The 19,494-nt window shown below is 60.4% G+C and carries 16 protein-coding genes and 1 pseudogene; 10 read left to right on the forward strand and 7 right to left on the reverse strand.

What is annotated here, in order from left to right:
• Positions 1 to 261 precede the first annotated feature (261 nt).
• From iolG to iolB, 8 genes are read left to right on the forward strand one after another with little or no spacing between them, the layout of a single operon-like run.
• Positions 262 to 1,248 (forward strand): inositol 2-dehydrogenase, encoded by a 987-nt coding sequence (iolG, locus tag ACMWKK_RS01940; RefSeq protein WP_045325983.1) that lies wholly within the window; start codon positions 262 to 264, stop codon positions 1,246 to 1,248.
• 31 nt (positions 1,249 to 1,279) lie between these two features.
• Positions 1,280 to 2,209: a sugar ABC transporter substrate-binding protein gene (locus tag ACMWKK_RS01945; protein ID WP_045325982.1), complete on the forward strand. Its 930-nt coding sequence runs from the start codon at positions 1,280 to 1,282 to the stop codon at positions 2,207 to 2,209.
• A gap of 48 nt (positions 2,210 to 2,257) precedes the next feature.
• A complete protein-coding gene (locus tag ACMWKK_RS01950; RefSeq protein WP_112779889.1) occupies positions 2,258 to 3,805 on the forward strand; it encodes a sugar ABC transporter ATP-binding protein in 1,548 nt (515 codons plus the stop codon).
• A gap of 11 nt (positions 3,806 to 3,816) precedes the next feature.
• Positions 3,817 to 4,845, forward strand: a complete 1,029-nt coding sequence (locus tag ACMWKK_RS01955; protein ID WP_112779888.1) for an ABC transporter permease — start codon at positions 3,817 to 3,819, stop codon at positions 4,843 to 4,845.
• Positions 4,846 to 4,853: 8 nt separating this feature from the next.
• Positions 4,854 to 5,987 (forward strand): Gfo/Idh/MocA family protein, encoded by a 1,134-nt coding sequence (locus ACMWKK_RS01960; RefSeq protein ID WP_112779887.1) that lies wholly within the window; start codon positions 4,854 to 4,856, stop codon positions 5,985 to 5,987.
• Between the two features lie 12 nt (positions 5,988 to 5,999).
• Complete coding sequence (locus ACMWKK_RS01965; protein ID WP_112779886.1) at positions 6,000 to 7,904, forward strand: bifunctional 5-dehydro-2-deoxygluconokinase/5-dehydro-2-deoxyphosphogluconate aldolase; 1,905 nt, start codon at positions 6,000 to 6,002, stop codon at positions 7,902 to 7,904.
• Positions 7,905 to 7,915: 11 nt separating this feature from the next.
• Entirely contained in the window at positions 7,916 to 8,806 is an 891-nt protein-coding gene (iolE, locus tag ACMWKK_RS01970; protein ID WP_112779885.1) for a myo-inosose-2 dehydratase, read from the forward strand.
• A gap of 10 nt (positions 8,807 to 8,816) precedes the next feature.
• On the forward strand, positions 8,817 to 9,641 hold the full coding sequence (gene iolB / locus ACMWKK_RS01975; RefSeq protein WP_112779884.1) for a 5-deoxy-glucuronate isomerase: 825 nt from the start codon (positions 8,817 to 8,819) through the stop codon (positions 9,639 to 9,641).
• On the opposite strand, the gene ACMWKK_RS01980 is transcribed toward iolB, so the two are convergent.
• Complete coding sequence (locus tag ACMWKK_RS01980; protein WP_112779883.1) at positions 9,607 to 10,821, reverse strand: MFS transporter; 1,215 nt, start codon at positions 10,819 to 10,821, stop codon at positions 9,607 to 9,609. The genes iolB and ACMWKK_RS01980 overlap by 35 nt on opposite strands.
• Positions 10,822 to 10,935: 114 nt before the next feature.
• On the opposite strand from ACMWKK_RS01980, the gene ACMWKK_RS01985 reads away from it, so the two are divergent.
• On the forward strand, positions 10,936 to 11,379 hold the full coding sequence (locus ACMWKK_RS01985; protein ID WP_045325972.1) for a winged helix-turn-helix transcriptional regulator: 444 nt from the start codon (positions 10,936 to 10,938) through the stop codon (positions 11,377 to 11,379).
• A gap of 13 nt (positions 11,380 to 11,392) precedes the next feature.
• On the opposite strand, the gene ACMWKK_RS01990 is transcribed toward ACMWKK_RS01985, so the two are convergent.
• The 4 genes and pseudogenes from ACMWKK_RS01990 to ACMWKK_RS02005 all read right to left on the reverse strand — a co-directional run bounded on the left by ACMWKK_RS01990 (position 11,393) and on the right by ACMWKK_RS02005 (position 13,116).
• On the reverse strand, positions 11,393 to 12,136 hold the full coding sequence (locus ACMWKK_RS01990; RefSeq protein ID WP_112779882.1) for an alpha/beta fold hydrolase: 744 nt from the start codon (positions 12,134 to 12,136) through the stop codon (positions 11,393 to 11,395).
• Positions 12,137 to 12,147: 11 nt separating this feature from the next.
• Positions 12,148 to 12,615 carry a DUF6130 family protein gene (locus ACMWKK_RS01995; RefSeq protein WP_032646800.1) on the reverse strand — a complete coding sequence of 156 codons (468 nt, stop codon included), beginning with the start codon at positions 12,613 to 12,615 and terminating at the stop codon, positions 12,148 to 12,150.
• A 51-nt stretch (positions 12,616 to 12,666) separates the two neighbouring features.
• A pseudogene (locus ACMWKK_RS02000) lies at positions 12,667 to 12,900 on the reverse strand (MFS transporter); the annotation flags it as partial.
• A 27-nt stretch (positions 12,901 to 12,927) separates the two neighbouring features.
• A complete protein-coding gene (locus ACMWKK_RS02005) occupies positions 12,928 to 13,116 on the reverse strand; it encodes a YfgG family protein (RefSeq protein WP_139156873.1) in 189 nt (62 codons plus the stop codon).
• Positions 13,117 to 13,468: 352 nt separating this feature from the next.
• On the opposite strand from ACMWKK_RS02005, the gene ACMWKK_RS02010 reads away from it, so the two are divergent.
• Positions 13,469 to 15,709 (forward strand): EAL domain-containing protein, encoded by a 2,241-nt coding sequence (locus ACMWKK_RS02010; protein WP_112779881.1) that lies wholly within the window; start codon positions 13,469 to 13,471, stop codon positions 15,707 to 15,709.
• 4 nt (positions 15,710 to 15,713) lie between these two features.
• Here the strand turns inward: ACMWKK_RS02010 and ppx are convergent, their stop codons facing one another.
• Both ppx and ppk1 read right to left on the reverse strand, forming a co-directional pair.
• Entirely contained in the window at positions 15,714 to 17,252 is a 1,539-nt protein-coding gene (gene ppx / locus ACMWKK_RS02015; RefSeq protein ID WP_045325963.1) for an exopolyphosphatase, read from the reverse strand.
• A 3-nt stretch (positions 17,253 to 17,255) separates the two neighbouring features.
• The gene (ppk1, locus tag ACMWKK_RS02020; RefSeq protein WP_045325961.1) at positions 17,256 to 19,316 is read right to left on the reverse strand and encodes a polyphosphate kinase 1; all 2,061 of its coding nucleotides are present in this window, start codon (positions 19,314 to 19,316) and stop codon (positions 17,256 to 17,258) included.
• Positions 19,317 to 19,494 lie beyond the last annotated feature (178 nt).

Genomic DNA, 19,494 nt, shown 5'->3' on the forward strand with positions numbered 1-19,494 from the left:
CACCCTAACCCTCTCCCCAAAGGGGAGAGGGGATGGTTTGGTGCGGTGATTTTTCCCTCTCCCCTTTGGGGAGAGGGCCGGGGTGAGGGGAGCTGCTGTATGTCCTCCCATGTTGTGAGATTGATAACAAAATTTATCTCAATCATCTCAAAAGTGTTAACCTGCACTCAAAAACATAATTTTCACTATTTATAAAAATGAAATAAATGTTTTATTTATAGGGTCGTTAGTTCACAGCATTCACCAACACCGGGAGCCGTTATGTTTAACATTGCTTTACTGGGCGCTGGCCGAATTGGCCAGGTACATGCAGCTAACATCGCCAGCCACGGCGCGACCACGCTCTGGTCCGTGGTTGACCCGAATCAGGAATTTGCCACCCGTCTCGCCGCGCAGTACCAGGCCCGCCAGCAGAGCCTGGAGGAGGCAATGACCGACCCTAACGTTCACGCCGTGCTGATCGCCTCCGCCACCGATACCCACGCGGACCTGATTGAAATGGCCGCCCGCCACGGCAAGGCCATCTTTTGTGAAAAGCCGGTACATCTCGACCTCGCCCGCGTGCGCGACTGCCTGAAGGTGGTCAAAGAGTACGACGTGCCGCTGTTCATTGGCTTTAACCGCCGCTTTGACCCTCAGTTCCGCCGCGTGAAAACCGACGCGCAGGCCGGGCGCATCGGCAAGCCAGAATCGCTGCTGATTATCTCCCGCGACCCGTCCCCGCCGCCTGCGGAGTACGTGCGTGTCTCCGGCGGCATGTTCCGCGATATGACCATTCACGACTTTGATATGGCGCGCTTCATCATGGGCGAAGAGCCGGTGTCGGTGTATGCCCAGGGCAGCAACCTGGTGGATCCGGCGATTGGCGAGGCGGGGGACATCGACACCGCGTTTATCGTTCTGAAATATGCCTCCGGCGCGATGGCGACCATCGTCAACAGCCGCCGTTCATCTTACGGCTACGACCAGCGCCTGGAGCTGCACGGCTCCGAAGGGCTGCTGTGCGCGGGCAACATTCTGGAAAACCAGGTGCAGCACTACGGCAAACAGGGCTGCACCAGCGCGCTGCCGGAACACTTCTTCCTGCAGCGCTACAAATCCGCTTACGCCGCGGAATGGGAACACTTTGTTGCGGTCCTGCGCGGCGAAGCGGTGCCTGACTGCAGCGGCGATGATGGTGAACGTGCGCTGTACCTTGCGGATAAAGCGCTGGAGTCACTGCGCAGCCAGCGCGAGATCGTCCTCTAAACACAACCACCCTACACAGAGAGACATAATAATGAAAAAACTGATCGTAGCCGCCCTCATCGCCATGACGTCCGGGGCCGCCCTCGCCGAAAACGAGCAAATTGTTTTCAGTACGCCAAACCTGGCCATGCCGTTTGAAGTTCACATGCAGCGCACGGCGGTGAAAGCCGCGAAAGAGATGGGCGTAAAGCTTCAGGTGCTGGACGGGCAGGGCAGCTCGCCGAAGCAGGTAGCGGACCTGGAAAACGCCATCACCCGCGGGGCGCAGGGCTTTATCGTCTCCCCGAACGACGTTAACGCGGTCTCCAGCGCGGTGGATGAAATTCAGGATGCGAAGCTGCCGGTGGTCACCCTTGACCGCTCCGTCGACAGCCAAAAGAAAGTCCCGCACTTTGGCGCCAACAACTACAAGGGCGGCCAGGCGGTTGGCGATTTTGTGAAAACTAAATTCCCCAACGGTGCCGACATCATTCTGCTGACCGGCCAGCCGGGCTCCTCTTCCAACATCGAACGCACCAAAGGGATCCGCGACAGCCTGAAGGCGGGCGGGGATAAGTACAAGATCGTCGCCGATCAGACCGGCAACTGGATGCGTTCGGAAGGGATGCGCATCGTGGAAAGCGTGCTGCCCTCGCTGCCGAAGCGTCCGCAGGTGATCCTCTCCGCCAACGACGATATGGCGCTGGGGGCGATTGAAGCCCTGCAGAGCCAGGGCGTGAAGCCGGGCGAAATCCTCGTGACCGGCTTTGACGCGGTGCCGGAAGCGCTCGCCCGCGTGCGCGACGGCTGGCTGGCGGTAACGGCGGACCAGCGTCCGGGCTTTGCGGTGCAGACGGCGATGAGCCAGCTGGTGGCCAACGTGCGCGAGAAGAAAGCCATCACCGGGGCCGACTACCCGCCGACGCTGATCACCAAAGAGAACCTGCAGCAGGCCGAGCGTATTGGTGAGGCCGGTAACTGATAAGTCCCGAGCCGCCTCTGGCGGCTCATCATGAGGAGGAGCAGACCGATGTCGCAACCCTTACTGAAAGTGACCGACCTGGCGAAAAGCTTTTCCGGCGTCTGGGCGCTGAGCAGCGCTCAGCTAACCGTCGGCGCGGGCGAGATCCACGCCCTGCTGGGGGAAAACGGGGCGGGAAAATCCACGCTGCTGAAGGCGCTCGCGGGCGCGCAGCCGCAAACGCGCGGGGATATCTGGTTCAACGGCGAAACGCTGCCGGTGGATGACTCCCCGGTGGAACGGCAGAACAAGGGCATCATCACCATCTACCAGGAATTCAACCTGCTGCCCAACATGACCGTCGCGGAAAACATGTTTCTCGGGCGCGAGCCGCGTAAACGTAACCTGATCGTTGACGAAAGGGCGGTTAACCAGGAGGCGCAGGTCATTCTTGATTACCTGCAGCTGAACGTTGCACCGACCACCCCGGTCGCCCGCCTGAGCGTTGCCCAGCAGCAGATGGTGGAGATTGCCCGGGCGCTGACCCTCAACGCCCGGCTCATCATTATGGACGAACCCTCCGCCGCGCTGAGCGACAGCGAGGTGGAAAGCCTGCACCGCGTGGTGCGCGAGCTTAAAAACCGCGGCGTGAGCATTATTTACGTCACCCACCGCCTGCACGAAGTTTTCCAGCTTTGCGACCGCTTCACCGTTTTCCAGGACGGCCGCTTCACCGGCACCGGCGCGGTGGCGGAGACCAACGTCGAACAGCTGATCCGCCTGATGGTGGGGCGCGACGTGGCCTTTAACCGTCGCCCCGCCAGTGAAACCCATCATGATGACAAACCCGTCCGCCTGGCGGTGAAGGGGCTGAGCCGCGAAAAGCCGCCGCTCGATCCGCACGGCATTGCCCTGCACGACATCAGCTTCCACGTCCACGCCGGGGAAGTGTTAGGCATTGCCGGGCTGGTGGGCGCCGGGCGCACCGAGGTGGCGCGCTGCCTGTTCGGCGCGGATGCCTTTACCTCCGGCAGCTTTGCGCTGGACGGCGTGCCGTACCAGCCGCGCGACCCGCTCTACGCCCTCGATCAGGGCGTGGCGCTGGTGCCGGAAGACCGCAAAAAAGAGGGGGCGGTGCTGGGGCTGTCGATTCGCGACAACCTGTCGCTCTCCTGCCTCTCCTCGCTGCTGCAGTGGCGCTGGTTCGTGAACACCCGCAAAGAGGACGATCTGATCGAGTCCTACCGCAAGGCGCTGCAGATCAAAATGGTCAACAGCGCGCAGGAGGTGCGCAAGCTCTCCGGCGGCAACCAGCAAAAGGTGATCCTCGCGCGCTGCATGGCGCTCAACCCGCGGGTGCTGATCGTCGATGAGCCGACGCGCGGCATCGACGTGGGGACCAAATCGGAAGTGCACCAGGTGCTCTTTGACATGGCGAAAAAGGGCGTGGCGGTGATCGTGATCTCCTCCGATCTGCCGGAGGTGATGGCGGTGTCCGACCGGATCATCACCCTTAGCGAAGGGCGGGTGACCGGCGAGATCCACGGTGACGACGCTAATGAAGAACGGCTGATGACGATGATGGCCATCAACCACAACGCCCTGAACGCGGCATAACGGAGTTTCTCATGACGCAGATGATTACTAAAACGCAGGCCCCGGTCAAACGCGCCGGACGCATCGATCCCATCGCCTTCTTCGAGCGCTTCGGGGTGCTGATTTTCATGATCCTGCTGCTGATCTTCTTCCAGTCGCAGAACAGCAACTTTTTCTCTGAGCGCAATATTTTCAACATCCTGACCGAAGTCTCCATCTACGGGATCATGGCCGTGGGGATGACCTTCGTCATCCTGACCGCCGGGATTGACCTCTCCGTGGGCTCCATTCTGGCGGTGTGCGCCATGACCGCGGCGTACGTGATCAAGGGCGATAACTTCACCACCGTCGATCCGAACGCCTGGGGCGGCATGAGCTGGCTGATTGGGCTGGGGGTTTGTCTGGCGATGGGCACGGCGATTGGCTTCCTGCACGGCCTGGGCGTGACCCGCCTGCGCCTGCCGCCGTTCATCGTCACCCTCGGCGGGATGACCATCTGGCGCGGCCTGACGCTGGTGATCAACGACGGCGCGCCGATCGCCGGTTTCGATCAGGGCTACCGCTGGTGGGGGCGCGGGGAGCTGCTCGGCATCTCCATTCCGATCTGGATTTTCGCCATCGTCGCCCTCGGCGGCTATCTGGCGCTGCATAAAACCCGCTGGGGCCGCTTCGTCTACGCCATCGGCGGTAACCCGGAGGCGGCGCGCCTGGCGGGGGTGAACGTCAAGCGCGTGCTGGTCAGCGTCTACGTGCTGATTGGCTGCCTGGCGGGGCTGGCGGGCTTCATTCTGAGCGCGCGTCTGGGAAGCGCCGAGGCGGTGGCCGGCATCTCCTTCGAGCTGCGCGTCATCGCCTCGGTGGTGATCGGCGGCACCTCGCTGATGGGCGGCTACGGGCGCATCGGCGGCACCATTATCGGCTCCATCATCATGGGGATTCTGATTAACGGCCTGGTGCTGATGAACGTCTCGGCCTACTACCAGCAGATTATCACCGGATTAATTATCGTTCTGGCGGTGGCGTTTGACACCTACGCCAAGAGCCGTCGCGGCGCACTGTGAGGATAGCGATGAAAGAGGTTCGTATTGGATTAATTGGCACCGGGTATATCGGCAAGGCGCACGCCATCGCCTATGCCCAGGCCCCGACGGTGTTCAACCTGCGCGGCAGGCTGGTGCGCGAGATGGTGGCGGAAGTCACGCCGGAGCTGGCGGCAGCGCGCGCGCAGGCGTTTGGCTTCAACCGCTCCACCGGAGACTGGCGGGCGCTGGTGGCTGACCCGGCCATTGACGTGGTGGATATTTGTTCGCCCAACCACCTGCATAAAGAGATGGCGCTGGAGGCGATCCGCCACGGCAAGCACGTCTACTCGGAGAAGCCGCTGGCGCTGAACGCCCACGACGCGCGCGAGATGGTCGACGCCGCGAAGCGGGCTGGGGTGAAAACGCTGGTGGGGTTCAACTACATGAAGAACCCGACCGCGCAGCTGGCGAAGGAGATTATCGCGCGCGGCGAGATTGGCGAGGTGATCCACTTCTACGGCACCCACAACGAAGACTATATGGCCGACCCGCTGTCGCCCATTCACTGGCACTGCTTTAAGGAGACCGCCGGGCTGGGGGCGCTGGGCGATCTCGCGGCGCATATCGTCAATATGGCCCAGTACCTGGTGGGGGAGATTGAGCAGGTCTGCGGCGATCAGAAGATCGTGGTCCCGGAACGTCCGGCGAGGGCCGGATCGTCGGAGATGATCGCCGTCGAAAACGAGGATCAGGCCCACGCGATGGTGCGCTTCGCGGGCGGGGCGCAGGGCGTGATTGAAACCTCCCGCGTCGCCTGCGGCCGCAAGATGGGGCTGTCGTACGTCATTACCGGCACGAAAGGCGCCATCAGCTTCACCCAGGAGCGCATGGCCGAGCTGAAGCTTTATCTGCATGACGACCCGGTGAACCGTCAGGGGTTCCGCACGCTGCTCGTTGGCCCGTCGCACCCGGACTACGCCGCGTTCTGCATGGGCGCGGGCCACGGGATTGGCTTTAACGATCAAAAAACGGTGGAGGTGCGCGACCTGGTGGACGGGATTGCCGCCGACGCGCCGATGTGGCCGGACTTCGAGGCGGGCTGGAAGGTGTCGCGCGTGCTGGACGCGATCGCGCTCTCGCACCGGGAAGGCCGCTGGCTGAACGTGAACGACATTGTCTGAAGAGGGTTCAACGTGGAAAAGCAGTTTGATGTGATATGCATGGGCCGCGTGGCGGTAGACCTCTACAGCCAGCAGATTGGCGCCCGTCTCGAGGACGCGTCGAGCTTCGCCAAATACCTCGGCGGGTCGTCCGGCAACGTGGCGTACGGCACCGCGCGCCAGGGCCTGCGCTCGTCGATGCTGGCGCGCGTCGGCGATGAACATATGGGCCGCTTCCTGCGGGAAGAGCTCAACCAGGTGGGATGCGATACCAGCCATCTGATTACCGATAAAGACCGCCTTACGGCGCTGGTGCTGCTCGGCATTAAAGACCGTGACACCTTTCCGCTGATTTTTTATCGCGATAACTGCGCGGACATGGCGATTACCGCCCGCGATGTGGACGAAAGCTACATTGCCGCCGCACGGTGTCTTGCCATCACCGGGACTCATCTTTCTCATCCGCAAACCCGCGAGGCAGTGCTGACGGCGCTGGGCTATGCCCGCCGTCACGGCGTGCGCACGGTGCTGGACATTGACTACCGTCCGGTGCTGTGGGGGCTGACCTCGCTGGGCGACGGCGAAACGCGCTTTATCGCCGCCGATAAGGTCACCCGCGAGCTGCAGGAGGTGCTGCACCTCTTCGACGTCATCGTCGGCACCGAGGAGGAGTTCCACATTGCGGGCGGCAGCACCGATACGCTGACGGCGCTGGGGCAGGTGCGTGCCGTGAGTCAGGCCGCGCTGGTCTGCAAGCGCGGGGCGCTCGGCTGCTCGGTCTTTACCGACGCCATTCCGCCCCGGCTGGACGACGGCCTGACGGTGACCGGCGTGCGCGTGGAGGTGCTGAACGTTCTCGGCGCGGGGGACGCGTTTATGTCCGGCCTGCTGCGCGGCTACCTGAACGACGAGGGCTGGGAGCAGGCGTGCCGCTACGCCAACGCCTGCGGCGCGCTGGTGGTGTCGCGCCACGGCTGCGCCCCGGCGATGCCGAGCAAGATCGAGCTGGATGATTATCTTTCCCGCGCTGCGGATGTGCCGCGACCGGATCTCGACCCGCGTCTGAACCATCTCCACCGGGTGACCACCCGTCGCCGCGAGTGGCCGGAGCTGTGCGTGATGGCCTTCGACCACCGCAGCCAGCTTGAGGATATGGCGATGCAGTGCGGCGCGTCGCTGAAGCGCATTCCGGCGCTGAAGCAGCTGATCCTGCAGGCCAGCCGCGAGGCGGCGAGCCGCGCCGGTCTGGAGGGCAAAGCCGGCCTGCTGTGCGACGGCACTTTTGGTCAGGACGCGCTGAACGCTATCACCGGGGAAGGATGGTGGATTGGTCGCCCCATCGAGCTGCCGGGATCCCGACCGCTGGAAATGGAGCACGGCAACATCGGCACCCAGCTTATCAGCTGGCCGCAGGAGCACGTGGTGAAGTGCCTGGTCTTTTTCCATCCGGAAGATGCCCACGGCCTGCGCCTGGAGCAGGAGCAGAAAATCGCCGAGGTGTACCACGCCTGCTGCCAGTCCGGGCACGAGCTGCTGCTGGAGGTGATCCTGCCCGCGACCATGCCGCGCAGCGACGAACTTTACCTGCGCGCCATCTCCCGCTTTTACAACCTGGGCATTTACCCCGACTGGTGGAAGCTGCCGCCGCTCTCCGCAAAGGGCTGGACGGCGCTGAGCGAGGTTATCGAACGCCGGGACCCGCACTGTCGCGGGGTGGTGATCCTTGGTCTGGACGCCCCGGCGGAACAGCTGCGCGCCGACTTCCGGGCCGCCGCAGGGCAGGCGCTGGTGAAAGGCTTCGCCGTGGGGCGCACGCTGTTTGGCGACGCCTCCCGCGCGTGGCTGAAGCACGATATTGACGACGCGCAGCTGGTGGCGCGCATTCGGGACAACTACCTGCAGCTTATCGCCTGGTGGCGCGAGCGCGGAGACGCATAATGGAGACGACGATGAATGTACAACTGGGCATTAACCCGCTGACGTGGACGAATGACGATCTGCCTTCCCTCGGCGCGGAGACGTCGCTGGAGACCTGTCTGAGCGAAGGTAAAGAGGCCGGTTTTGCCGGTTTCGAGCTGGGCAATAAATTCCCGCGAGAAGCGCGCCTGCTCGGCCCGATTTTACAGCGCCACGACCTGCAGCTGGTCTCCGGATGGTACTCCGGCCGCCTGCTGGAGCGCAGCGTGGAGGAGGAAATTGCCGCCGTGCAGTCCCACCTGACGCTGCTGCGCGAGCTGGGGGCGAAGGTGCTGGTCTTTGCGGAGGTGAGCGGCTGCATTCACGGCGAGCAGCAGACTCCGGTGCATCTGCGCCCGCGCTTCCCGCAGGAACGCTGGAAGGAGTACGGCGAAAAGCTCACCGAATTTGCCCGCTATACCCAGCAGCAGGGGGTGGAGATTGCCTACCATCACCATATGGGCACGGTGATTGAGTCCGCTGAGGACGTGGACAACCTGATGATCCATACCGGCGAAGAGGTCGGATTGCTGCTGGATACCGGCCATCTGACCTTTGCCGGGGCCGATCCGCTGGCGGTGGCCCAGCGCTGGGCGTCGCGCATCAACCACGTTCACTGCAAAGACGTGCGTGCCGACGTGCTGGCGGACGTGAAAAACCGCAAAACCAGCTTCCTCGACGCGGTGCTGAGCGGCGTGTTTACCGTGCCGGGCGACGGCTGCGTCGATTACCCGCCGATCGTGCGGCTGCTGAAGGCACAGGATTATCGCGGCTGGCTGGTGGTGGAGGCGGAGCAGGATCCGGCGATTGCCCATCCGCTGACCTACGCCCGTCTGGGGTACAACAACCTGAGCCGCCTGGCGCGCGACGCCGGACTGATTTGAGGAGGGGGACATGTCACGTCTGTTATCACGCTGGCAACAGCCGAACGCGGAGGGGCGGACCCAGTCCGTCACGCCGGAAAGCGCGGGGTGGGGATACGTCGGCTTTGCGGCGTATGAGCTGCAGGAGGGGCAGACGCTGACGCTGCCCGCCGTCAGCGAGGAGCGCTGCCTGGTGCTGGTCGCCGGGCGGGCTTCCATCCGCACGCCTTCCGCAGAGTTTAACGACATCGGTGAGCGGATGAGCCCCTTCGAGCGCATCAAGCCGTGGGCGGTGTACGTTACCCCGCAGGAGACGGTGCAGGTGAAGGCGCTGACCAGGCTGGAGCTGGCGGTCTGCGCCGCGCCGGGCAAGGGTACGCATCCGACGCGGCTGATTGCGCCGCAGGACATCGACGGCGAGGCGCGCGGCAAGGGCAACAACCGGCGCTATGTGCATAACATTCTGCCGGAGGATAAACCTGCCGACAGCCTGCTGGTGGTGGAGGTCTGGACCAACGAAGGCTGCACCAGCTCGTACCCGAGCCACAAGCACGACACGGACAATCCGCCGAGTGAGACCTATCTGGAGGAGACCTACTACCATCGACTCAACCCGGAGCAGGGGTTCTGCATGCAGCGCGTCTACACCGACGACAGAACGCTGGATGAGTGTATGGCGGTCTATAACCGTGACGTGGTCATGGTGCCGAAGGGCTACCACCCGGTAGCGACGATGGCCGGGTATGACAGCTATTACCTCAACGTGATGGCGGGCCCGGTGCGCAAATGGATGTTTACCTGGGAAGAGGATCACGCGTGGATTAATCGGGATTATCCCGCGGACAGCGGTGGCTAGCGCGGGTTAGCCACCAGAACACCAGCGCCAGCAGGCTGACCGAGGCGCCAAGCAGGCAGACGCCAGGCCAGCCGGCAAAGGCGTACGTCATCGTCGAGCTGAGCGCACCCAGCCCGCTGCCGACGGCATAAAAAAGCATGTACAGGCCGACCAGTCGGCTGTGCGCCTCGGGACAGGTGCGAAAAATCATGCTTTGATTAGTGACGTGCAGCGCCTGACCGCCCAAATCGAGCAATATGATGCCGATAAGCAAAATCCCGAGTGAATGGTCCATGAGCGACAACGGCCACCAGGCTAACAGCAGGAGAGCCAGCGCCGCCGCGCTGGTGCGTTGGGCATATCCCCGATCGGCCCAGCGTCCTGCCCGACCCGCTGCCAGCGCGCCTACCGCGCCGACCAGCCCAAACGCGCCAATCGCGGTGTGCGAGAAGTTATACGGCGGTGCGCTCAGCGGCAGCACCAGCGCGCTCCAGAAAATGTTGAACGTTGCAAACATCAGCAGCGCCAGCACGCCGCGTATCTGCAGCACTTTTTCCTGTCGCAACAGCGTGAGCATCGAGCCAATCAGCCGCGGGTAGCTCATCGTGGCAGTGACGGCCGGCAGGGCGGGGAGCTTCCACCACAGCGGTAACGCAATCATGAGCATCAGCGCGGCAGCACAAAGATAAACCCCGCGCCAGCCGGTGATATCGCCGATCCCACCGGCAAAGACGCGCGCGAGCAGCAGACCGACGAACACGCCGCCTTGCGCTGCGCCGATGACGCGTCCCTGTTCATGGGGCGATGCGGCGCTGGCGGCATAGGCGATCAGCCCCTGCGTCATTGCCGTACCGAGCATTCCGGTTGCAAGCATACCGATAAGCAGAGCGGAGGCGGACTGTGCCATGCTGACGGAAACCAGCGCGGCGACCAGGGCAATCAGCTGGATTGCCATCAGTCGTCGGCGATCCACTTTGTCACCCAGCGGAACCACAAGCAAAAGGGCTAACGCGCAGCCAATTTGCGTCGCGGTCACCACGCCACCCACGGCCGCATGGCTGATGCTGAAATCGTTCGCCAGCGCGTCAAGTAAAGGCTGGGCGTAATAGACGTTTGCCACGCTTAGGCCGCTGGCAGTGGCGAAGAGCCAGACCATGCCGCGCGGCATGGTGGCTGAAGGAAGGGCGGATGTCAGTGACATGTTCAAAATCCTCGCCTTTGATAACCTGGTTTTAAAATGAAACTGGTTGAATGCTAGGCTATGTAGTTTTAAAATGCAACTAGTTTGGGCTGCCCTTTACGAGGATAACGAGTAATGACCCAGAAGAAGGAAAGAGAGGAATATTGTCCCGTTGCCCGCAGCGTTGATTTGATCGGCGATCGCTGGTCGCTTCTTATTGTGCGAAATGCGTTTGATGGCATGACGCGCTTTGGGGATTTTCAGCGCAGCCTGGGTGTAGCACGCAACATTCTTTCAGACCGGCTTCGCAAGCTGGTTGAGGCGGACATCCTGACGTTACAGGGAGCATCAGACGGTACGGCTTATCAGGAATATGTCTTGACCGACAAAGGTGAAGGGCTTTTTCCTGTGGTCGTGGCGCTGCGTCAGTGGGGGGAGCAGAATCTCTTTGCGCAGGGCGAGCGCCACTCGCTGCTGGTCGACAGGCGGACGGGCAAGCCTGTTCCCTTTATGGCGCCAGCAGCGCATGACGGTACCGCGCTGCTGCCTGGGGATACGGAAGTGCAGAAAGTTGAATAAGCCGCCGCGGTCGTTAATTGCTCCTGACCGCCTGCTCAATCGTCCGGGCGATGGCTTCCGGCTGGCTCACCATCGACACGTGGCTTGCCGCCACCTCGGCGGTTTTGGCGTGGATCGTTTTCGCTATCGCACGTTCAAGTGCGGGGTTGATCATTCGGTCATTCTTGCTGACCACATACCAGCTCGGTTTTTCATGCCACGCCGCGTGGGCGACCTTTTCACCAAACGCCTCGGCCTTAATGGGCCCCTGCGTGGCTGCAATCGTGTTTTGAGCGTCTGGCTTCACGTCAGGCGCGAAGTCCTTTCTGACGGCTCCTGTCGGCAGGTATAAATAGCCGTCCGCCGTTTTGGCAATGCCCGCGCTGCCCGGCGGCGCAGGGAAGCTTCCCGCCAGGTCCGCCGTCGACTGGCCCGAGTCCGGCGCGAACGCCGCCACATACACCAGCGATTTTACCCGCGCATCGTTACCCGCCTCGCTAATCACGGTGCCGCCCCAGGAGTGGCCTACCAGCACCACGTCACCCTGCGCGCGGGAGATGGCCCGCTTTGTGGCTGCAACGTCATCCTTAAGCGAGGTGAGCGGTAGCTGGACGGCAATGACCTCTGCGTGCTGCTTCTGCAGCAGGATAATGACCTTATTCCAGCTGCTGCCGTCGGCAAATGCGCCGTGTACCAGCACGACGCTGGTTTTGCTCTGTGCAAAGGCGCTGGCGGAAAGCGCCAGCAGGCCTGCCGTCAGTACAGACAGTGCTTTCATTTTCAGACTCCTTAAAAATGGTGGACCGCCGCGTGGGGCGGTACGGTGAATTCAAGGGTTTTGTGATCGAGCGGCTTATGCGTCGGGTCGGCCAGAATAATGGTCACCTTGTGTTTCCCTGCGGGCAGACCCACCAGGATCACCGGCTCTCCGCTGGCGTCAGCCCAGTGCCACGGCGCGTCATCCACCACCACGTGAATGTGCCCGATGCGCGGGGTGACCTTGAGCGCGTCGGGCCCGAACACCGGCTCGATGCGAAGGTTTTCGGCACGGTACTGGATAAACACCGCGCCTTTGCTCAGCGGCCCGGCAAGCGGCGGATCGACGATCAGTTTTGCAGGCGGCTGCGGCTGCGCCAGCGGGGCAACGGCGGCGGGGCCGTTAACGTCAGCGGCGCTCAGGTTGTCCAGCGGTGTGGCCTGGACACGTGCTACAGATGTCAGGACAAGCAGGGGGAAAAGTACATAGCGACGAATCATTGCTCTCTCTCCTCATCGGTTCTCGATGGCGACAGGGAAAGAAAACCATTTTTATGTATCGGAGATATTTGCCGGTGGGGGCGTTTTGTACCCGTTTGACACCGTGGCCCGCGGGATACAGTGCGATACACTTTGCCTTCCGGGACGGCGCACAATGGCTATCGCCAGCCCGGCAATCACCAGCGTCAGCCCCGTTGAAACCCACATTGCACCCGCGATCCCCAGCGTTTTATTCAGCCACGCATAGGCAAACGGTGAGGCTGCCGCCATCAGCTGGCCGGTGATGCAGCTCGTGCAACATCCTTCGGCGGTTTAGCGGTTAGCGGCGTCGACGCTCAGGCTGGACTGCTGAGACTGGGTTTTATCCTGATGGTGATACCAGGCGCCAATGGAAGAGTAAACGAAGCGGCCAAAGAAAAACAGGAAGCTGATGAGCAGTATGATGCGGGTCATTCGGGTGTTAAATCGATGTCGTTTGCGCATACGCGTGACCTGACTCACTCTGTTTTTCCTGGGTAAGCCCTTTTGGGTGATGAGGGTATTAAGGCACAGCGGGAAGAGGGGGTCAATTCTGTCGTGTGTAAATAACCGTCAATGTTTACATTAACTAATGTTATTAAAATTAATTAATGCATTTACCATATTGATAATATGAAGAAAATTATTCCCAAAAAAACGCCCTGAAAAGTTATTTGCGGCAAGTAGTTTGATTTATGTCAACGGATTCCCGCCCCTGATATTTAAAATCCTTCCTCCACACTGTTTGCCCGGCATGCCGCCGGGTAGCGCGTAGGTCAGGTTGGATGCCTGTCTTTATTTCCCTCTGGAGCGAAAGGGGTTTAACCGGGCATCTATGAATATTCTTGCTTTCCTGAAAAACAATCAAAACCGCTGGTGGGCATTGCCGCTTATTATTCCGGTGCTTTTACTTCCCGCGCTGAGCGTCGCGAATACGTATACGCAGCTGGGCGACGGCATTGTGGCGCTCTATTACCTACCGCTCTCATTTTTGCTTTCGCTGATGATGTTCTTTGGCCTGGAAGCGCTGCCCGGGATCGTATTGTCGCTCTTCATTCGCTATTACCCGTCGGTCGGGATGTTTGAAACCCTCGCCGGTGTGCTGCATTTTATCGTCCCCTTAGTGCTCAGCTGGGGCGGATACCGGGTGTTTGCCCCCAGACGCAATATGACGGCGTACGGCGACGTCCGGCTGATGGCGCAGCGCATCTTCTGGCAGGCCTTTTGTCCCGCGACGCTGTTTCTGGTGCTGTTTCAGTTTGCGGTCTATTTGGGGGTCTATGAGAGCCGCCAGAGCCTTGCGGGACTCAACCCCCTTAATATTCGCACGCTGATTAACTATCAGACGCTGCTGGTCAGCGGGCTGACGGGCGTGCCCCTGAGCTATCTGCTGATCCGCCTGATTCGTCATCCGCGCTACGTCAAAAGTCTTCTCTCGCAGATCCGCGCCCAGATAGACAAAAAGGTGACGGTCGCCGAGTTTTTGCTGTGGGCGATTGCGCTTGGCGGGCTGCTTTCGCTGCTGTTGCTTCCGATGAATGAAAACAGCTCCATATTCACCACCAACTACACCCTGTCGCTGCTGATGCCGGTGATGCTCTGGGGCGCGATGCGCTTTGGCTATAAGCTGATTTCGCTGATCTGGACGCCGGTGCTGCTGGTGTCTATTCACTATTTTTACCGCTATATCCCCATGAACCCGGGGTACGACATTCAGCTGGCGATCACCTCGTCCAGCTACCTGGTCTTCTCGTTTGTGGTGATTTATATGTCGATGCTGGCGACGCGCCAGCGCGCGGTGAATAAACGCTCCCGCAGGCTGGCGCTGCTCGACCCGATTGTCCATATGCCTAACCTGCGGGCGCTGTCGCGCGATCTGGCGAAAAACCCGTGGTCGGTGCTCTGCCTGCTGCGCATTCCGGAGCTGGAAATTCTGGGCCGAAACTACGGCGTGCTGCTGCGTATTTTGTATAAACAGCAGCTGGCGCAGTGGGTGAACGGCACGCTCCAGCCCAATGAGCAGGTGTATCACCTGACCGGATATGACCTGGCGGTGCGGCTCAACGCGGAGTCGCACCAGCAGCGGATTGATACCCTCGACGAGCATATTAAGCAGTTTCGCTTTGTCTGGGACGGCATGCCGCTGCAGCCGCAGGTCGGCGTGAGCTATTGCTATGTCCGGTCTCCGGTTAACCATCTTTATCTGGTGCTGGGCGAGCTGGGGGTGGTGGCCGATCTGTCGCTCTCCTCCAACCATCCGGAAAATCTTCAGCAGCGTGGGGCCGTCCATTTGCAGCGCAGCCTGAAGGATAAGGTCGCGATGATGAGCCGCCTGCAAAAGGCGCTCGATAACGACGAATTTACCCTGCTGGTTCAACCCGTTTGCGGCCTGCGTGGCGATCGCTATCACGAAGTCCTGCTGCGGATGCCGGATGCGAAGGGGCAATTGCTCTCTCCTGACCAGTTCCTGCCCGTCGCGCAGGAGTTTGGCCTCTCCTCGCGGGTAGATTTGTGGGTGCTGGAGCATACGCTGCGCTTCCTGGCCGCGCATCGCGAAAGCCTTCCCGCCCAGCGATTCGCCATTAATCTGGCGCCTTCAACCGTGTGCCGGGTGCCGTTCCCGCTTGAAGTGAGTCGCCTGCTGGCGAAATACGCGATTGAGCCGTGGCAGCTGATTTTTGAGGTGACGGAGTGCAGCACGTTCGGCAGCGGCGAGCAGGCGCTGCACATCCTCCAGCAGCTGCAGAAAATGGGGGTACGTATTGCGATTGATGATTTTGGCACCGGGTATGCCAGCTATGCGCGGCTGAAAAGCGTGGATGCCGACATTCTCAAGATCGACGGCAGCTTTATTCGCAATATCGTCAACAACAGCCTGGATTACCAGATTGTGGCGTCTATCTGCCATCTGGCGCGCATGAAGAAGATGCTGGTGGTGGCTGAGTACGTCGAGACGGAAGAGATACGTAGCGCGGTTCACGCGCTAGGCATCGATTATCTGCAGGGCTATCTGATCGGCAGGCCAGCACCGCTGGCATCACTGCTGGAAACCGAGGCGTCCACCGCGGACGCCTGAGCCGTCAGGCGGCGACGTCAGCGCTCTCTTCTTCAATTTTGAGCAGCCAGCCGGTGACCGCCTCCCAGTACTGCTGCTCTTTTTCCAGGTCCAGCAGGACCAGCGCGTTCTGGCTGAACCAGTCGTGCGGGAAGCTCAGCGTCCAGTGATGGTCGTCGGTTTTAAGCTTCAGCGTCGGCGGCGTGGTGGTGGCCTGACGCTGGTTATTGAGCAGCACGCCCAGGCGCAGCAGCTGAATTAAAGGCAGGAACTGCTTCTTCTTGAACAGCGTGAAGCGCGGCAGATCGTCAAGCTTGATGGCCTTGCGGTGATAGCGCACCAGGGTCGCCATCATGGTCTGCTGCTCCTGGTTGAAGCCAGGCAGATCGCTGTTTTGCAGAATGTAGGCCGAATGGCGATGCATGCCGCTGTGGTTGATGTTCAGCCCCACCTCGTGCAGCATCGCGGCCCATTTCAGCAGCGCCGCAAGCTGCGGATGCGCGAGCTTCGGATTTTGCTCTTCCCACTGTTCGTACATCTGCACCGTGGTGTCCAGCACGCGCTTCGCCTGCTCGCGGTCGATGTTGTACTGGTTGGCCAGGCTTTGCGCGGTGCGGCTGCGAATGTCCTGATGGCGGAAGCGGCCTTCCATCTCATACAGCACCCCTTCACGCAGCGCGCCGTCTGACAAACGCAGCTCTTTAATGGCGAGGGCGTCAAACACGCCGCAGAGAATAGCCAGCCCCGGTACGAAGACCGCCTGACGCTCGTCGGAAAGACCCGGCAGGCTTAGGGCGTCAAAACTTTTATGCTTCAGCACTTCTTCGGTCAGCAGCGTCAGGCGTTCGGGCGTGATAAAGCCGTCTTTTTCACCCATTGCCAGCAGCACCTCATGCGCCGCTTTGATGGTGCCAGACGCGCCCAGCGCCACGTTCCAGCCCTGGATGCGGTACTGCCAGGCCAGGTTTTCCAGCTTCTGGACGGCGGCCATACGCGCGCGCTGGAAGTTCTCGCGGGTGATGGTGCCGCCCGGGAAGTACATCTGCGCGAAGCTGACGCAGCCCATCCGGCGGCTTTCCACCAGGCGCGGCTCAAAGTCTTCGCCGATCACCAGCTCCGTAGAGCCGCCGCCGATGTCGATCACCAGCTTGCGCCCTTTTTCCGGCTGGGTGTGCTCAACGCCCATAAAAATCAGACGCGCTTCCTCGTTGCCGGAGATGATCTCAATCGGGTAGGGGATCACCTTTTCGGCCCGCTTGAGAAACTCCGGCGCGTTCAGCGCCTGACGCAGGGTGTGGGTGCCCACGATGCAGACGCTGGAGGGCGAGAAGCCCTGCAGGCGCTCAGCAAACAGCGACAGGCAGTTTAACCCACGCTCCATCGCCTCTTCGCTGAGCATGCTGCGTTCATCAAGGCCATCCGCCAGGTGTACGCGTTGCTTCAGACGACCGATGATCTGCAGCGCGCCATCCACCTCACGGGCGATGACCATGTGGAAACTGTTAGAGCCAAGATCGACCGCGGCGAATTCCTGCGGGCGTGGGGTATTATCATTTATCGGCATAGGTTAATCGGGTTGCTCGAGTGATTTGATATAGTCGTAAATCGCCAGCTGTGACCGCACTTTGCGGCGGTTGCCGCGCGGCACATAGCGGTTACTGAGTTCTTTGTCGATATAGCGTGCTTTCACGGTATCGCTGAACAGAATCTCGATGATGTCGAGGATCTGCTGCTTCAGGCGCGGATCCAGCAGCGGTGCCGCGACTTCAATTCGGTAGTCGATATTGCGCGTCATCCAGTCTGCCGAAGAGAGGTAGACCTGCTTATCACCCGCATTATCAAAAATATAGACCCGATCGTGTTCCAGGTAGCGGTCAACGATGCTGATCACGCGAATATTGTCGCTGATGCCTTCCAGTTCCGGGATCAGCGAGCACATGCCGCGGATCAGCAGGTTAACCGGCACGCCGGAGCTGGAGGCCGCATACAGGCGATCCACCAGGCCTTTATCGACCAGGTTGTTAAGCTTCAGCGTAATGCCGGACGACAAGCCTTTCTGGGCATTGGCGATCTCTTTATCGATCATATCGTACAGCAGACGGCGCGAGTTCTGCGGCGAGACCAGCAGATAGTCAAAGCTTACCGGGCGGTACGGGTTCTCGATAAAGTTAAAGACCCGGCGCACCTCGTTGGTGATGCGGGCATCGGCGGTCAAGAGCGAGTAGTCGGTATAAATTCGCGCGGTTTTCTCGTTAAAGTTCCCGGTGCCGATGTGGGCGTAACGCACCACGTCGTCACCCTCTTTACGGGAGATAAGGAACAGCTTGGCGTGAATTTTCAGCCCCGGCGCGGAGAAGATGACGTGCACGCCCGCTTCCGTCAGACGGCGGGCCCAGTGAATGTTCGCCTCTTCGTCGAAGCGCGCCTGCAGCTCAACCACCACCGTGACCTTTTTGGCGTTGTGCGCCGCATGGATCATCGCGTCGATGATGCGGGAATCTTTTGCCACGCGGTAGATATTGATTTTGATCGCCAGCACGCTCGGGTCGAACGAGGCCTGACGCAGCAGCTCCAGCACGTGTTCAAAGGTGTGATACGGGTAGTAAAGCAGCACGTCGCGCTCGCGAATGGCGTCAAATCCGTTGCGGAATTTATCGAACCACAGGTGGCGCAGGCGCGGCAGCGGCTTGTTCACCAGATTGGCTTTGCCGACGTTCGGGAAGCCAATAAAGTCTTTAAAGTTGTGGTAACGGCCACCCGGCACGATGGAGTCATAGCGCGAAATGGTCAGCTTCTCGCGCAGCATCTCCACCATGGCGTCCGGCATATCGCGCTGATAAACAAAGCGCACCGGCTCGGCCGTCAGGCGCTGCTTCAGGCTGGAGGACATCAGCTCCATCAGGCTGGCTTCCATCTCGTGCACCAGATCATATTCGGCGTCACGGGTCATCTTCATCGAGTAGGCGTTGAGCGCATCGTAATCGAAGAAGCCTTTGAAGATGTCGTCCAGACAGTAGCGCAGGATGTTATCCAGCAGGATCATCGGCTTGCGTCTGCGCGGCGTTTCCGGCGGCAGGTTCACAAAGCGCGGCACCTTGTCGGATGGGATCTCCAGCAGCGCGTAACGGATAGATTCACCGCGAATAATTTCTACCGCCAGGTAGGTGTAATCATCCTTCAGGAACTGCACCAGATCGGTTTCGCGGTTGATCAGAATCGGGGTAATGTGCTGGCGCAGATAGTGTTTGAAGTAGTGGCGCAGCCAGTTTTGTTGGTTAACGGAGAGCTGGCGTTCGTTAATCAGGAAGATTTGATTGCGCGCCATCTCCAGCAGCAGTTCGTTATACAGGCCGTCAAATTCCTGATCGGCTTTCAGCACGCGGGACTGGATTTTGCCCAGCAGATGCCGCGAGTGCGAGTTTAAGCCCTGTTCTTCGCTGATGATGATGCGTCTTTTCAGCTCGGCGAAGCGAACCTTGTAGAACTCATCCAGGTTGTTGGAATAGATGCCCAAAAAACGCATGCGCTCAATCAGCGGGTTACTTTTGTCTGCCGCTTCCTGGAGTACACGTTCGTTAAATGCTAACCAGCTTAGCTCTTTCTCGATATATAACTTTTCCTGACCCATTACAGCTCACACTCCAGTTCAATCACAGGACGTGGTAAATCCGTCTCGTCCTTATTATGGCGAGCATTTCCACGATATGTCCAACAGTGCCAGAAAAGTATGACAGTTATTTTTTTGTTGGGGATGTTAGGGGGTTGGGGGAGGCAATATCGGGTAATGCAATGAGATAGGTCGGGTA

The organism is Enterobacter sp. 01-M-03-SI-ECC, from assembly GCF_047530215.1.
Taxonomy (GTDB): Bacteria; Pseudomonadota; Gammaproteobacteria; order Enterobacterales; family Enterobacteriaceae; genus Enterobacter; species Enterobacter chengduensis.

Coding starts and splice junctions, on each gene's coding strand:
- ppx (WP_045325963.1), bottom strand. CDS start 17,252: ATGCCGATAAATGATAATACCCCACGCCCGCAGGAATTCGCCGCGGTC.
- iolB (WP_112779884.1), top strand. CDS start 8,817: ATGTCACGTCTGTTATCACGCTGGCAACAGCCGAACGCGGAGGGGCGG.
- ACMWKK_RS01945 (WP_045325982.1), top strand. CDS start 1,280: ATGAAAAAACTGATCGTAGCCGCCCTCATCGCCATGACGTCCGGGGCC.
- ACMWKK_RS01980 (WP_112779883.1), bottom strand. CDS start 10,821: ATGTCACTGACATCCGCCCTTCCTTCAGCCACCATGCCGCGCGGCATG.
- ACMWKK_RS01995 (WP_032646800.1), bottom strand. CDS start 12,615: ATGATTCGTCGCTATGTACTTTTCCCCCTGCTTGTCCTGACATCTGTA.
- ACMWKK_RS02010 (WP_112779881.1), top strand. CDS start 13,469: ATGAATATTCTTGCTTTCCTGAAAAACAATCAAAACCGCTGGTGGGCA.
- ACMWKK_RS01985 (WP_045325972.1), top strand. CDS start 10,936: ATGACCCAGAAGAAGGAAAGAGAGGAATATTGTCCCGTTGCCCGCAGC.
- ACMWKK_RS01950 (WP_112779889.1), top strand. CDS start 2,258: ATGTCGCAACCCTTACTGAAAGTGACCGACCTGGCGAAAAGCTTTTCC.
- ACMWKK_RS01960 (WP_112779887.1), top strand. CDS start 4,854: ATGAAAGAGGTTCGTATTGGATTAATTGGCACCGGGTATATCGGCAAG.
- ppk1 (WP_045325961.1), bottom strand. CDS start 19,316: ATGGGTCAGGAAAAGTTATATATCGAGAAAGAGCTAAGCTGGTTAGCA.
- ACMWKK_RS01955 (WP_112779888.1), top strand. CDS start 3,817: ATGACGCAGATGATTACTAAAACGCAGGCCCCGGTCAAACGCGCCGGA.
- iolG (WP_045325983.1), top strand. CDS start 262: ATGTTTAACATTGCTTTACTGGGCGCTGGCCGAATTGGCCAGGTACAT.
- ACMWKK_RS01990 (WP_112779882.1), bottom strand. CDS start 12,136: ATGAAAGCACTGTCTGTACTGACGGCAGGCCTGCTGGCGCTTTCCGCC.
- iolE (WP_112779885.1), top strand. CDS start 7,916: ATGAATGTACAACTGGGCATTAACCCGCTGACGTGGACGAATGACGAT.